Consider the following 15482-nt stretch of genomic DNA (forward strand, 5'->3'; position numbering starts at 1 on the left):
CGCCTAGCTTATTGCCATCAACGTGTTGAACGGTGCGTGCCTCAATGTTTTCGCCATGGCGGCTGGCTGCAGGACTAACTCTATGGGCATTGGGCACCGCGTGGTGGGTGCCGGCTTCGGCTGGGCAATTGGTGAGGATTGGCGCCGCGCATTTTCCGCCCTATACGGTACGGCCTGAGCAAGGTGCCGACACCGGTCTGCTGCCGCAACTGGTGGAAGCCCTGAACGCCTCACAAACCGACTACCAGTTTGTGCTGGTGCCTACGTCCATCCCACGGCGCTTCCGAGATTTCGAACAAGGCCGGGTCGACATGGCGATCTTTGAAAACCCCAGCTGGGGCTGGCAGGACATTCCCCATACCAGCGTCGACATGGGCCTGGAAGATGCGGAAATCTTCGTCGCCGAGCGTCAGCCAGGTCGCGACCAAAGCTATTTCGCCGACCTCGCCGGCAAGCGGCTGGCGGTGTTCAGCGGTTATCACTACGCCTTCGCCAACTTCAACCCCGACCCCAAGTACATGGCCGAACACTTCAACGCCACGTTGACCTATTCCCATGACAGCAACCTGCTGATGGTTGCGCGCGGGCGGGCCGATATTGCGCTGGTCACACGCTCGTATTTGAGTGATTTCATGGTGCGCAATGCAGACATGGCCGGGCAGTTCCTGGTCTCGGAGCGCATCGACCAGGTGTATCACCACTATGCGTTAGTGCGGCCGAAGGCGCCGATTACCGGCGCGGCGTTTGCCGGGCTGCTCAAGCGGCTGCGCGACAGTGGGGAGATGTTGAAGATCTTCGAGCCGTATCGTATTGAAGTAACCGCGGTGCGCTGAAGTCAGCACAGAGATCAAACGGTGGAATGGCACCGTTTTCAAATCCGCCGTGCAAACGTATCGCTGTGGCTGCCCGACACCTTGCGGCAATGCACCAGCGCATCACGAATCATGAAGTTCACCAAGGTTGGCGATACGCCCAGTTCCTTGGCGATATCCTTTTGCGGCACGCCGTGCAGCCGGTACATCTCGAACGCGTAGCGGGTGCGCTGTGGCAGCTCCGTCAGGGCGCAAGCGATGTTTTCCAGTGTATTGAAGTTGATGTGGGAGGTTTCCGGTGAAGCGCCGTGAATCACCACATTCAAGCCTTCCTCTTCCGTCCCCGAGTATTTGAGCTCCAGGGCCTGCTTACGGTAGTGGTCAATTGCCAGGTTACGCACGATCTGGAACAGATAGCTCAATTGCGCCTTGAACGATGAGGTGATCGTCGGCGCCGATTGCAGGCGGAAGTAGGCGTCTTGCACAACGTCTTCGGCACGCGAGCGGCAGCCGGTAATACGTGCAGCGATCTTCACCAGAATCAGTCGATTGTCGACAAACGCCTGCAGAAGGGGTGAGTCGCACCTGCCTGTGGATACTTGTTCCGTCATGGAAATCACCTTGTCGCAAAAGAGGTAGGGGAGGGCGTCCGTGCTGGGGCCTCCTGCACATCGTGCAACAAATTATTCTTAATGATAATGATTGTCAAATGAGAAGACGAACTAATCTTGCGCGGTTCTTGAAGGTGTGAACCCCGTCTCGCTCCTCCCCACCGACTAATTATTTGCCCGCTCCGTCCGTTCTCATGGGTGACAGGTCCGTTAACAAACGGCCAAGGATCAGCGCCCGCAGGAGGACGACATGGGTTTCTATCGTGCATACAGCGTGTTCAAGTCTGGAGCCCTCATTCGATGAGTGTCTCGACTCGACTGCGCCTGTTTTGCCTGCCTTATTCGGGGGCCAGTGCCATGGTGTATGCGCGTTGGCGCCGGGCGTTGCCTGATTGGTTGCAGGTGTGCCCGCTGGAGTTGCCAGGGCGCGGCATGCGCATGGATGAGCCGTTGCAGCGCGACATCAAAGCCCTGGCTGCGCAGCTGGCCGATGAAATCAGTCGTGACCTGAATGCCCCGTATGCCTTGTTCGGCCACAGCCTTGGCGGCCTGTTGGCGTTCGAGCTGGCCCACGCCCTGCGTGAACGTGGCGTGCCCGCACCGCTCGCGTTGTTTGCCTCCGGCACCGCCGGCCCGGCACGCCGTGATGTCAGCGAGTACGCCATCGAAAAGTCGGATGAGCAACTGATTGCCCGCCTGCGCGAATTGCAGGGCACCGCCGAAGAAGCCCTGGCCAACCCCGAGCTGATGCAATTGATGCTGCCGATCCTGCGCGCCGACTTCCTGTTGTGCGGCAGCTTCACCTACGGCCAGCGCGCGCCGCTGGGCATGCCGATCCATGTGTTCGGCGGCAAGCAAGACAGCGTGCGCGTCGACCAGTTGCTCGACTGGCAGGCAGACGCCGCCAGCGGCTTTTCCCTCGACATGTTCGACGGCCACCACTTCTTTCTCGTGCAGCACGAAAGCGCCGTGCTGCGTTGCCTGCGGCGCTACGCCGAGGAACACCTGGCCCGCTGGCGCAATGGCGCGGCGCGGCCGCGGGCTGCCAGCTGAAAGCACCCTATTTCCCGATTTCCCGTAAGCCGATTTCAGGCAGGAACCCCATGATGGACGCCTTCGAACTTCCACGCACATTGGTCCAGTCCCTTCAACGCCGCGCCGCGCAGACCCCGGACCAAGTGGCCCTGCGCTTTCTTGCCGAGTCGGCCGAGCACAACGTTGTGCTCAGCTACCGCGACCTGGACCAACGCGCCCGCACCATCGCCGCCGCCTTGCAGGCCAACGCGGCGTTGGGTGATCGCGCGGTGCTGTTGTTCCCCAGCGGCCCGGACTACGTGGCGGCGTTTTTTGGTTGCCTGTATGCCGGGGTGATTGCGGTGCCGGCCTATCCGCCGGAGTCCACGCGTCGCCATCACCAGGAGCGCTTGCTGTCGATCATCGCCGATGCTGAGCCACGCCTGCTGCTGACCATCGCCAGCCTGGGCGATGGCCTGGCGCAGATCGAGAACGCGCCGCCGGTGCTGAGCGTCGATACCCTGGACACCCTGATTGCCGATCGCTGGATCGAACCCGAGCTGCACGCCGACCACATCGCCTTCCTGCAATACACGTCGGGCTCCACCGCGCTGCCCAAGGGCGTACAAGTCAGCCACGGCAACCTGGTGGCCAACGAAGTGCTGATCCGTCGCGGTTTCGGCATCGACCTCAACCCGGATGACGTGATCGTCAGCTGGCTGCCGCTGTACCACGACATGGGCCTGATCGGCGGCTTGTTGCAACCTATTTTCAGCGGCGTGCCGTGTGTGTTGATGTCGCCGGCGTACTTCCTCGGTCGGCCGTTGCGCTGGCTGGAGGCAATCAGCGAATACGGCGGCACCATCAGCGGCGGTCCGGATTTCGCCTATCGCCTGTGCAGTGAGCGGGTCAGCGAATCTGCCCTGCAACGTTTGGACCTGAGCGCATGGCGCGTAGCGTATTCGGGTTCCGAACCGATCCGCCTCGACACCCTGGAACGCTTCGCCGAGAAGTTTGCGGCCTGCGGTTTCACTCCGAACAACTTCTTCGCCTCCTACGGGCTGGCCGAGGCGACCCTGTTTGTCGCTGGCGGCTCCCGTGGCCGTGGCATCCCGGCCTTGCGCCTGGACGAACAGGCCCTCGCCGCCAACCGCGCCGAGCCTGGGCAGGGCAGTGCAATCATGAGCTGCGGCACCAGCCAGCCGGAACACGCAGTGCTGATCGCCGATCCCCATACGCTGAGTGAACTGTCCGATAACACGGTCGGCGAGCTGTGGGCCACCGGCCCGAGCATCGCCCATGGCTACTGGCGCAACCCCGAAGCCACCGCCAAGACATTCGTGCAACACGCTGGCCGCACCTGGCTGCGCACCGGTGACCTGGGTTTTATTCGCGACGGTGAGGTGTACATCACCGGCCGCCTGAAAGACCTGCTGATCGTGCGCGGGCACAACCTGTACCCCCAGGACATCGAACAGACCATCGAGCGCGAAGTGGAAGTGGTGCGCAAGGGCCGCGTCGCCGCGTTTGCGGTAAATGACCAGGGCCTGGAAGGCATCGGCATTGCTGCAGAAATCAGCCGCAGCGTGCAGAAAATCCTGCCGCCCGAAGCACTGATCAAGGCGATCCGCCAAGCGGTGGCCGAGGCTTATCAACAAGCCCCGAGCGTGGTGGTGTTGCTCAACCCTGGCGCCTTGCCGAAGACGTCCAGCGGCAAGGTGCAGCGTTCGGCGTGTGCCATTCGTCACGCCGATGGCAGCCTCGACAGCTACGCGCAGTTTCCGGGCCTGCACATGCAGGCGAGTGACGCGGCGTTGGAATCCGCACTGCAAAACCGGATCGCGGCGATCTGGTGCGAGCAGTTGCACGTCGCAACTGTGACGGGCGATGATCATTTCTTCCTGCTTGGCGGCAACTCCATCACCGCCACCCAAGTAGTTGCGCGCCTGCGCGAAACCCTGGGGCTGGAGCTGAACCTGCGCATGCTGTTCGAAGCGCCGACCCTGGCGACCTTTGCCGCGAATGTCGCGCAATTGCAGCAAGACGGCGGCGTCGCCCAAGGTGCGATCAATGCCCTGTCACGCCGCGAAGCCCTGCCGCAATCGCTGGCGCAAAACCGCCTGTGGATCACCTGGCAACTCGACCCGCAGAGCAGCGCCTACACCATTCCCGGCGCCCTGCGTTTACGCGGAGCCTTGGACGAAGACGCCGTGCGCGCCAGCTTCGAGCAATTGATTCAGCGCCACGAAGCCTTGCGTACACGCTTCTATGAACACGATGGCCAAGCCTTCCAGCGTGTGGATGCAAATGTAGCGTTCGACCTGCACGTCATTGACCTCGGCGACGTGCCCGCCGCCGAACGTGAAGCCCGTGCGCAACAGCTCCGCGAAGACGCCGCGTGCACCTCGTTCGACCTGGAAAAGGGCCCGCTGCTGCGGGTGACCCTCGTGCGCCTGGACGATGAGGACCACCAACTGTTGGTGACGCTGCACCACATCATCGCCGACGGTTGGTCGCTGAATATCCTGATCGACGAATTCTCGCGCCTGTACGCCGCCGCGATTCAAGGCCAAACCCTGGCGTTGCCGCCACTGGCCCTGCACTACGCTGACTACGGCAGTTGGCAGCGCCAATGGCTGGCCGAGGGTGAAGGCCAGCGCCAACTGGCGTATTGGCAAGCGCAACTGGGCGAGGAGCATCCGACCCTGAGCCTGGCCACCGATCATCCACGGTCGGCGCAGCAGCGTCATAGCGCCTCGCGCCACAGCGTGCGCCTGGAGGCAAGCCTCAGCGCAGCGATTCGCCAGACCGCCCAAGCCAATGAATCCACCCCGTTCATGCTGTTGCTGGCGGCGTTCCAAAGTTTGCTCTATCGCTACAGCGGTCAGCGCGATATCCGCATCGGTGTGCCGAGTGCCAACCGTCCGCGCCAGGAAACTCAGGGCCTGATCGGCTTTTTCATCAACACCTTGGTACTGCGCGCCGAGCTGGACGGGCGCCTGCCGTTCAACCAACTGTTGGCGGCAACACGCCAGGCCGCTTTGGGGGCCCAGGCCCATCAGGACCTGCCGTTCGAACAGCTCCTGGAAGCCTTCCCGCAAGCCCGTGAACAAGGCTTGTTCCAGGTCATGTTCAACCACCAGCAGCGTGACCTGAGTGCCTTGCGCCGCCTGCCGGGCATGCTCGCCGATGAATTGCCGTGGCACAGCCGCGAAGCCAAGTTCGACCTGCAACTGCACAGTGAAGAAGACCGTAATGGGCGGTTGAGCCTGTCATTCGACTACGCCGACGAGCTGTTCGAGCCCCACACGATCCAAAGCCTCGCCGAGCACTTCATCAACCTGCTGCAAGCCGTGTGCGAACAACCCGAGCAGGCCATCGGCGACCTGATGCTGATGCAAAAAGACCAAGCGCTGCTGTGGAGTGAAGCCCCGTGCACCCCGGCACAACGCTGGTTACCCGAATTGCTCGACCGCCAGGCCTCGGATAACACCGCGTTGGTTTGGCAGGGCGCCAGCCTGTCCTTCGCCCAACTGCACACCCAGGCTAACCGCCTGGCCCACTACCTGCGTGACAAAGGCGTCGGCCCGGATGTGTGCGTGGCCATCGCCGCCGAGCGTTCACCGCAACTGCTGATCGGCCTGCTTGCAATCATCAAGGCCGGTGGCGCCTATGTGCCACTGGACCCGGATTACCCCGCTGACCGCCTGGCCTACATGCTCCAGGACAGTGGCGTGCATCTGCTGCTGACCCAAACCTCACTGCTGGCGCTACTGCCAGCGACCGAGGGCGTGAGCGTGATCGCCATGGACAGCCTGCACCTCGACAGCTGGCCCACCCAGGCACCGGGCCTGCCCCTCAATGGCGACAACCTCGCCTACGTGATTTATACCTCCGGTTCGACCGGCCAACCCAAAGGTGTGGGCAACACCCATGCAGCCCTGGCTGAACGCTTGCAGTGGATGCAGGCCACCTATCAACTGAACGACACCGATGTGCTGCTGCAAAAGGCGCCGATCAGTTTCGACGTGTCGGTGTGGGAATGCTTCTGGCCGCTGATTGCCGGTTGCCGTCTGGTGCTGGCGGGGCCAGGCGAGCATCGCGATCCGCACCGCATCGCGCAGCTGGTGCAAGCGCATGGCGTGACCACGCTGCACTTCGTGCCGCCGCTGTTGCAGCTGTTTATCGATGAACCATTGGTGGCCGAGTGCACCAGCCTGCGTCGGGTGTTCTCCGGCGGCGAAGCCTTGCCCGCCGAGTTGCGTAATCGCGTATTGGCGACGTTGCCGGCGGTGCAACTGCACAACCGCTATGGCCCGACTGAAACCGCGATCAACGTCACCCACTGGCATTGCCGCACGGAAGATGGCGAGCGTTCGCCGATTGGCCGGCCGCTGGGCAATGTGATCTGCCGCGTGCTGGACGAGCAGCTCAACCCGTTACCGGCCGGTGTGCCCGGCGAACTGTGCATTGGCGGCATTGGCCTGGCGCGCGGTTATCTTGGCCGTGCCGGGCTCACCGCAGAGCGTTTTGTTGCCGACCCATTGGGCGAGGCGGGCGCACGCCTGTATCGCACCGGTGACCGTGTGCGCTGGAGCGCCGATGGCATGCTCGAATACCTCGGTCGCCTGGATCAGCAGGTCAAGTTGCGTGGTTTCCGTGTTGAACCGCAAGAAATCGAAGCCCGTATGTTGGCGCTGGACGGCATCGCCCAAGCGGTGGTGCTGGTGCGTGACGCACAGTTGATCGGCTATTACACCGCCCATGCCGAGTTGGGCGAGCCGGCCGTAAAAACGGCCCTCGCGGCTGAGCTGCCGGAGTACATGGTGCCTGCGCTGTTGATGCGCCTGGACGCCATGCCTTTGAGCCCCAGCGGCAAACTCGACCGCCGCGCGTTGCCCGAGCCGGTGTGGCAGACCCGCGAACACGTTGAGCCGCAAACCCCGTTGCAGCAGCAGATTGCAGCCATATGGCGCGAAGTGCTTGGCTTGCCACGTATCGGGCTGCACGACGACTTCTTCGCCCTCGGCGGCCACTCGTTGCTGGCCACGCAAATCATCTCCCGCACCCGCCAGGCCTGCGACGTCGAGTTGCCGTTGCGCACCTTGTTCGAAGCCAGTGAGCTGGGCGCATTTGCCGAGCAAGTCGGCCTTATCCAGGCCTCGGGTCAGCGCAACCAGCAAACCGCCATCGCCAAGGTCGACCGCCGCCAGCCTGTGCCGCTGTCCTATTCCCAGCAGCGTATGTGGTTCCTCTGGCAGATGGAGCCGGATAGCCCGGCCTACAACGTCGGCGGCATGGCCCGCCTGTGTGGCGTGCTCGATGTGGGGCGTTTTGAGGCGGCGTTGCAAGCGCTGATCATGCGCCACGAAACCCTGCGCACCACTTTTCCGAGCATCGACGGGGTGGCTTATCAGAAGGTCGCGCCGCAAACCGGCTTGCGCATGGACTGGCAGGATCTTTCGGCGCTGCATGACACCGAGCGCCAGCAGCGTCTGCAACATCTGGCCGATCAGGAAGCCCACACGCCATTCAACCTGGAAACCGGGCCGCTGCTGCGCGCATGCCTGGTCAAAGCCGGGGAGCAAGAGCACTACCTGGTGCTGACCCTGCACCACATCGTCACCGAAGGCTGGGCCATGGACATCTTTGCCCGTGAACTCAGCGCGTTGTACGAAGCCTTTATCGACGAGCGCGACTCACCACTGGCGCCGCTGCCGGTGCAATACCTCGACTACAGCGTGTGGCAGCGCCAGTGGCTGGAGTCGGGTGAGCGCCAGCGTCAACTCGACTACTGGACCGCACAACTGGGTCACGAGCATCCATTGCTCGAACTGCCCGGCGACCGCCCACGGCCACCGGTGCAAAGCCATCAGGGCGAGTTGTACCGCTTCGACCTGAGCGACGATCTGGCCGCTCGCGTGCGTGCCTTTAATGCCGAGCGTGGCCTGACCCTGTTCATGACCATGACCGCCACCTTGGCGGTGTTGCTCTACCGCTACAGCGGCCAGACCGACCTGCGCATCGGTGCGCCCGTGGCCAACCGCATTCGGCCGGAAAGCGAAGGGTTGATCGGTGCGTTCCTCAACACCCAAGTGCTGCGTTGCCAGCTCAATGGGCAGATGCAGGTTGGCGAGTTGTTCGAGCACGTGCGCCACACCGTGATCGAAGGCCAGTCCCATCAGGACCTGCCGTTCGACCATCTGGTGGAAGCCCTGCAACCTCCGCGCAGCGCGGCGTACAACCCACTGTTCCAGGTGATGTGCAACGTGCAGCGCTGGGAGTTCCAGCAAAGCCGCCAACTGGCCGGCATGACCGTCGAGTACCTGGCCAACGATGCGCGTGCGACCAAGTTCGACCTCAACCTGGAAGTCACCGACCTCGACCATCGCCTGGGTTGCTGCCTGACCTACAGCACCGACCTGTTCGACGAACCGCGCATTGCGCGCATGGCTGAACATTGGCGCAACCTCCTGGAGGCGTTGATCGCAAGCCCCGAACAGCGCCTCAGCGAACTGCCGTTGCTGACTGCCGTCGAGCAGCGCGCATTGCACGACAGCCTGGGCGTCGAGCCCGGCGTGCATCGCCTCGACCAGTGCCTGCATTCACTGTTCAGCCAACAGGCAGCAGCCCGTCCCGATGCCGCTGCCTTGACCTTCGCCGGGGAAACCCTCAGTTACCGCGAACTGGACACCCGCGCCAATCGCCTCGCGTGGATGCTGCGCGAGCGTGGCGTCGGCCCGCAGGTGCGCGTGGGCCTGGCGCTGCCGCGCTCCCTGGAAATGGTCATCGGCCTGTTGGCGATCCTCAAGGCGGGCGGTGCCTATGTGCCGCTGGACCCGGAATACCCGCTGGACCGCCTGCACTACATGATCGAAGACAGCGGCATCGGCCTGCTGCTCAGTGATGCGGCCATGTTCGAGGCCCTCGGCGAATTGCCGGCGACCGTGGCTTGCTGGTGCCTGGAAGATGACCTGCCGGTGCTGGCCAATTATCCGGCCGACGCGCTGCCGTTTATCAGCCTGGCGCAACACCAGGCGTACCTGATCTACACCTCCGGCTCCACCGGCAAGCCCAAAGGCGTGGTGGTCTCCCACGGTGAAATCGCCATGCATTGCCAGGCCGTGATCGAGCGCTTCGGCATGCGCCCGGACGACTGCGAGCTGCACTTCTATTCGATCAATTTCGACGCCGCCACCGAACGTTTGCTGGTGCCGTTGCTCAGCGGTGCGCAGGTGGTGTTGCGCGCCCAGGGCCAGTGGGATGCCGAAGAAATTTGCGCGCTGATCCGCACCCATCGCATTAATGTGCTTGGTTTTACCCCGAGCTACGGCAGCCAGTTGGCGCAATGGCTGGCCACCCAGCACCAGACGTTGCCGGTGCGCATGTGCATCACCGGTGGCGAAGCGCTGACCGGCGAGCACTTGCAGCGTATCCGCGCAGCCTTCCAGCCGGAGGTGTTTTTCAACGCCTATGGCCCGACCGAAACCGTGGTGATGCCGCTGGCCAGTCTGGCGCCGGAGTGCCTGGAGGAGGGCGCTGCCAGCGTGCCCATCGGCAGCATCATCGGCGCCCGCGTGGCCTGCATTCTCGACGCCGACCTGGCCCTGGTACCGCAAGGTGCGACCGGCGAGTTGTATGTCGGCGGAGCCGGTTTGGCCCAAGGCTATCACGAGCGTGCGGGCATGACGGCCGAGCGTTTTGTCGCCGACCCGTTTAGTGGGAATGGCGGCCGTCTGTACCGCACCGGCGACCTGGTGCGCCAACGCGCCGACGGCCTGGTGGAATACCTGGGCCGGATCGACCATCAAGTGAAAATTCGCGGTTTCCGCATCGAGCTGGGCGAAATCGAAACCCGTCTGCTGGAACACGCAGCCGTGCGCGAAGCGGTGGTGCTGGCGCTGGATTCGCCCAGTGGCAAGCAGTTGGTGGCCTATTTGGTCAGCGATGCAGGCCACGGCACATTGCGTGAAGGGCTGAAGGCGCACCTCAAGGCGCAACTGCCGGACTACATGGTGCCCGCGCACCTGATCGTGTTGGACAGCATGCCGCTGACCGCCAACGGCAAGCTCGACCGCCGCGCCTTGCCGCAACCGGACCCCGAAGCCAACCGCCAACAGTACGTCGCGCCGCGCAACGAGCGCGAGCAAACCCTGGTGGCAATCTGGTGCGCCGTGCTGAACGTGCAGCAAGTCGGCTTGCACGATAACTTCTTTGAGCTGGGCGGCGACTCGATCCTGTCGATCCAGGTCGTCAGCCGTGCGCGACAGGCCGGGATTCATTTCAGCCCTCGCGACCTGTTCCAGCACCAGACCGTGCAAACCCTGGCGGCCGTTGCGACCCGCTCCGAGCTGGTCACGGCTGAACAAGGTGTGCTCACTGGCAGCTCTGGCCTTACGCCGATCCAGCATTGGTTCTTCGATACCGATGTCCCGAATCGTCAGCACTGGAACCAGGCGTTGGTGCTTAAACCGCTGCAACTGCTGGAGCCCCATCGCCTGGAGCAAGCGTTGCTGGCGGTGCTGGAACATCACGATGCCCTGCGCCTGAGCTTCACCCCGCGCGACGCTCAATGGCATGCCGAGCATCTGGCCGTCCCGCAAGGCGGCGTGCTGATGCAGGCGCAAGTGCGTGATATGCAGCAATGCACCGCGCTGTTCACCGACACCCAACGCAGCCTTGACCTCGAGCACGGCCCGCTGCTGCGCGCTTTGCTGGTGGACGGGCCGCAAGGTCAGCAACGCCTGCTGATCGCGGTCCATCACCTGGTGGTGGACGGCGTGTCGTGGCGCGTGTTGCTTGAGGACCTGCAAACGGTTTACCGCCAACTGAGCACCGGCCAATCCGTCAGCCTGCCCGCCAAGACCAGCGCGTTGCGCGATTGGGCCGCGCGCTTGCAGGCCTATGCGAGCAGCGAATCTTTGCGCGAAGAGCTGAGCGTATGGCAAGGCCAGTTGGCCGGGCCGAACGTGGCCTTGCCGATGGATCGGCCACAGGGTTCGCTGCGTCATCGCGATGCCGACGCCGTCAGCGTGCGCCTGGATGCCGAACACACCCGTCAGTTGTTGCAACAGGCGCCGAGCGCCTACCGCACCCAGGTCAATGACCTGTTGCTGACGGCCCTGGCTCGCGTGCTGTGCCGCTGGAGCGGCCACGATTCGGCCTTGATCCAGCTGGAAGGCCATGGCCGCGAACCCTTGTTCGATGACATCGACCTGACCCGCAGCGTCGGCTGGTTCACCAGCGCTTATCCACTGCGCCTGACGCCGCAAGGCGGGCCGGGAGACTCGATCAAGGCCATCAAGGAGCAACTGCGCGGCGTGCCGCACAAAGGTTTGGGTTATGGCGTGCTGCGCTACCTGGCGGATGACCTGTGCAAGCAGACCCTGGCCGCACTGCCAGGCGCCGACATCACCTTCAACTATCTCGGCCAGTTTGATCAGGGCTTCGGCGCCGATGCGCTGTTCCACCCGCTGGATGAATCGGCGGGCCTGGCCCATGACCCGGATGCCACGTTGCCCAATGCGTTGAGCGTCGACAGCCAAGTCTATGGCGGTGAACTGGTACTGTGCTGGACCTTCAGCCGTGAATGCCACGATCAGCAGACCATTCGCGCATTGGCCGATGCCTACCTCTGCGAATTGCACAGCCTGATCGCACACTGCCTCAACGACGAGGCCGGTGGCCTCACGCCATCCGACTTCCCACTGGCGCAGTTGAACCAATCCCAACTCGACGCCTTACCGGTTCCGGCCAGCGCCATCGAAGACGTGTACCCGCTGACCCCGATGCAGGAAGGCTTGCTGCTGCACACCCTGCTGGAGCCGGGCACCGGCCTCTATTACATGCAGGACCGCTACCGCATCAACAGCGCGCTGGACCCCGAGCGTTTTGCGCAGGCCTGGCAGGCAGTGATCGCGCGGCATGAAGCCTTGCGTGCGTCGTTCTGCTGGAACGTCGGCGAAGACATGCTGCAAGTGATCCATAAACCGGGCAGTACGCCGATTGAATATCTGGACTGGCGCGCTGACCCAGAAAGCGAACAGGAACCGCGTCTGCAAGCCCTGCTCAAGCAGGAGCGCGAAGCCGGTTTTGATCTGCTCAACCAGGCGCCGTTCCACCTGCGCCTGATCCGCGTCGGCGAAGCGCGCTACTGGTTCATGATGAGCAACCACCACATCCTGATCGATGCCTGGTGTCGTTCGCTGCTGATGAATGACTTCTTCGAGATCTACATGGCCCTCGGCGAAGGCCGCGATGCGCAACTGGCCACGCCGCCGCGCTACCGCGACTACATCGCCTGGCTGCAACGCCAGAACCTTGCCGAAGCGCGCCAGTGGTGGCAGCAGAACCTGCGAGGCTTCGAGCGCACTACGCCGATCCCCAGCGACCGGCCGTTCCTGCGTGAGCATGCGGGTCACAGCGGTGGAATGGTGGTGGGCGACTGTTACACGCGCCTCGATGCCCGTGACGGTGCGCAACTGCGTGAACTGGCGCAGGCCCATCAACTGACCGTCAACACCTTCGCCCAAGCGGCATGGGCGTTGGTGCTGCGCCGCGTGAGCGGGGATCGTGACGTCTTGTTCGGCGTCACCGTGGCCGGGCGCCCGGTGGAAATGCCGGAGATGCAACGTACCGTCGGCCTGTTTATCAACAGCATTGCGCTGCGGGTGAAACTGCCCGAGGACGACCAGCGTTGCAGTGTGCGCCAGTGGCTGAGCGGCTTGCTCGACAGCAACATGCAACTGCGCGAGTACGAATACCTGCCGTTGGTGACTATCCAGGAGCACAGCGAAGTGCCCAAGGGCCAGCCGCTGTTCGACAGCCTGTTTGTGTTTGAGAACGCGCCGGTGGAAGTCTCGGTGCTGGACCATGCGCAAAGCCTGAATGCCACCTCGGATTCCGGTCGCACCCACACCAACTTTCCGCTGACGGCGGTGTGCTACCCGGGCGACGACCTCGGTCTGCACCTGTCCTACGACCAGCGTTATTTCGACGAAACCACCGTGCAAGGCATGCTCGCTGAGTTCAAACGCCTGCTGCTGGCGCTGGTGCAGGGCTTCCACGGCGACATGGCCGAGCTGCCGTTGATCGGCGAACCGGAACGTGAGTTCCTGGTGCAAGGCTGCAACCAGAGCGAGCATGACTACCCGCTGGAGCGCAGTTACATCGAGTTGTTCGAAGCGCAGGTGGCGCAGCATCCGCAACGCATCGCCGCCAGTTGCCTCGACCAACAGTGGACCTATGACGAGCTGAATCGCCGCAGTAACGGCCTGGGCCACGCGCTGATCGCTGCGGGCGTCGGGCTGGATCAACCGGTGGCATTGCTGGCCGAACGTAATCTCGACTTGCTGGGCATGCTCATCGGCAGCTTCAAGGCCGGTGCCGGTTACTTGCCGTTGGACCCGGGCCTGCCACGCTCGCGCTTGAGTCGCATCATCGACCTGAGCCGTACGCCATTGCTGGTGTGCACCGAGGCATGCCGCGAACAGGCGATTGAGTTGCTGGAGGGCACGGCCTGCCAGATGCTGGTGTGGGAAGACGTGCCTGGCCGTGGCGAAAACCCGGGCGTCTACAGCGGCCCCGACAACCTTGCCTACGTGATCTACACGTCGGGTTCCACCGGCTTGCCCAAAGGCGTGATGGTCGAGCAGCGCGGCATGCTGAACAACCAGTTGAGCAAGGTGCCGTACCTGCAACTGAGCGAGACCGATGTGATCGCCCAGACGGCCTCGCAAAGCTTCGACATTTCGGTGTGGCAGTTCCTGGCGGCGCCGCTGTTCGGCGCGCGGGTGGCTATCGTGCCGAATACCATTGCCCATGATCCGCAAGGTTTGCTGGCGCATGTGCAGGCCCAGGGCATTACCGTGCTGGAAAGCGTGCCGTCACTGATCCAGGGCATGCTGGCCCAGGAGCGCATGAGCCTGGACGGCCTGCGCTGGATGTTGCCGACGGGGGAGGCGATGCCGCCTGAGCTGGCGCACCAATGGTTGTTGCGCTATCCAGAGATTGGTTTGGTCAACGCCTACGGGCCGGCGGAGTGTTCGGATGACGTGGCGTTCTTCCGCGTCGACCTGGCGTCGACCCGTGGTACCTACCTGCCGATCGGCACGTCCACGGATAACAACCGTTTGTACGTGCTCGAGGGTGCGCTGGAGCTGGTGCCACAGGGCGCCGTTGGCGAGTTGTGCGTGGCCGGCACCGGTGTCGGCCGAGGTTATGTCAGCGACCCGCTGCGCACAGCGCAAGCCTTTGTGCCGAACCCGTTCGGTGCGCCCGGCGATCGGCTGTACCGCACCGGCGACCTCGCACGTCGGCGCAGTGATGGCGTGCTGGAGTATGTGGGGCGTATCGACCATCAGGTGAAGATTCGCGGCTATCGCATAGAGTTGGGTGAAATCGAAGCGCGCCTGCATGAGCAACCGGAAGTACGTGACGCGGCCGTCGGCGTGCAGGAAGGCGTTAACGGCAAGCACTTGGTCGGCTATCTGGTGGCGGCTGATGAAGCGTTGAACCCGAGTGATCGCCTGGACCGCATCAAGCAACGCCTGCGCAGCGAGCTGCCGGAATACATGGTGCCGCTGCATTGGCTATGGCTCGACCGCCTGCCGCTGAACGCCAACGGCAAGCTGGACCGCAAGGCCCTGCCGGAACTGGAGATCGGCCAGTTGCACAGCCAGGACTATCTGGCACCGCGCAACGCGCTGGAAACCACCTTGGCTGCGATTTGGGCCGAGGTGCTGAAAGTCAAAAGGGTGGGGGTACAGGACAACTTCTTCGAACTGGGCGGGCACTCGTTGCTGGCCACGCAGATTGCCTCCCGCGTGCAGAAAACCCTGCAACGCGATGTGCCGCTACGGGCGATGTTCGAGTGCAGCACGGTGGCGGAGTTGGCTGAGTACATTGATGGGTTGGCGGCGAATGAGATCAGTGCCGAGAAGGTGGATCGGTTGAGTGATTTGATGGCGGAGTTGGAAGGGCTTTAGTCTTCGTTGCCTGTCAGGGCCTCATCGCAGGCAAGCCCGCTCCCACATTTTGATCTGTG

Annotated in this window: 4 protein-coding genes; 3 read left to right on the forward strand and 1 reads right to left on the reverse strand. The window is 63.3% G+C overall.

Annotated elements, in window-relative coordinates:
• Nucleotides 1–44 precede the first annotated feature (44 nt).
• Complete coding sequence (locus tag ACLBW8_RS02270; protein WP_447804463.1) at nucleotides 45–833, forward strand: substrate-binding periplasmic protein; 789 nt, start codon at nucleotides 45–47, stop codon at nucleotides 831–833.
• Between the two features lie 38 nt (nucleotides 834–871).
• On the opposite strand, the gene ACLBW8_RS02275 is transcribed toward ACLBW8_RS02270, so the two are convergent.
• Entirely contained in the window at nucleotides 872–1423 is a 552-nt protein-coding gene (locus ACLBW8_RS02275) for an RNA polymerase factor sigma-70 (RefSeq protein WP_064453418.1), read from the reverse strand.
• Nucleotides 1424–1723: 300 nt separating this feature from the next.
• Between ACLBW8_RS02275 and ACLBW8_RS02280 the strand changes: the two genes are divergently transcribed.
• Nucleotides 1724–2476: a thioesterase II family protein gene (locus ACLBW8_RS02280; protein WP_447804464.1), complete on the forward strand. Its 753-nt coding sequence runs from the start codon at nucleotides 1724–1726 to the stop codon at nucleotides 2474–2476.
• 50 nt (nucleotides 2477–2526) lie between these two features.
• Nucleotides 2527–15423, forward strand: coding sequence for a non-ribosomal peptide synthetase (locus ACLBW8_RS02285; protein WP_447804465.1), 12897 nt, complete (start codon nucleotides 2527–2529; stop codon nucleotides 15421–15423).
• Nucleotides 15424–15482: the final 59 nt, after the last annotated feature.

Source organism: Pseudomonas sp. M5A4_2d (assembly GCF_053345295.1).

Bases quoted from the DNA above. Each gene is read 5' to 3' on its own strand.
- ACLBW8_RS02270 (WP_447804463.1), top strand. From the start codon at position 45: ATGTTTTCGCCATGGCGGCTGGCTGCAGGACTAACTCTATGGGCATTG.
- ACLBW8_RS02275 (WP_064453418.1), bottom strand. From the start codon at position 1,423: ATGACGGAACAAGTATCCACAGGCAGGTGCGACTCACCCCTTCTGCAG.
- ACLBW8_RS02280 (WP_447804464.1), top strand. From the start codon at position 1,724: ATGAGTGTCTCGACTCGACTGCGCCTGTTTTGCCTGCCTTATTCGGGG.
- ACLBW8_RS02285 (WP_447804465.1), top strand. From the start codon at position 2,527: ATGATGGACGCCTTCGAACTTCCACGCACATTGGTCCAGTCCCTTCAA.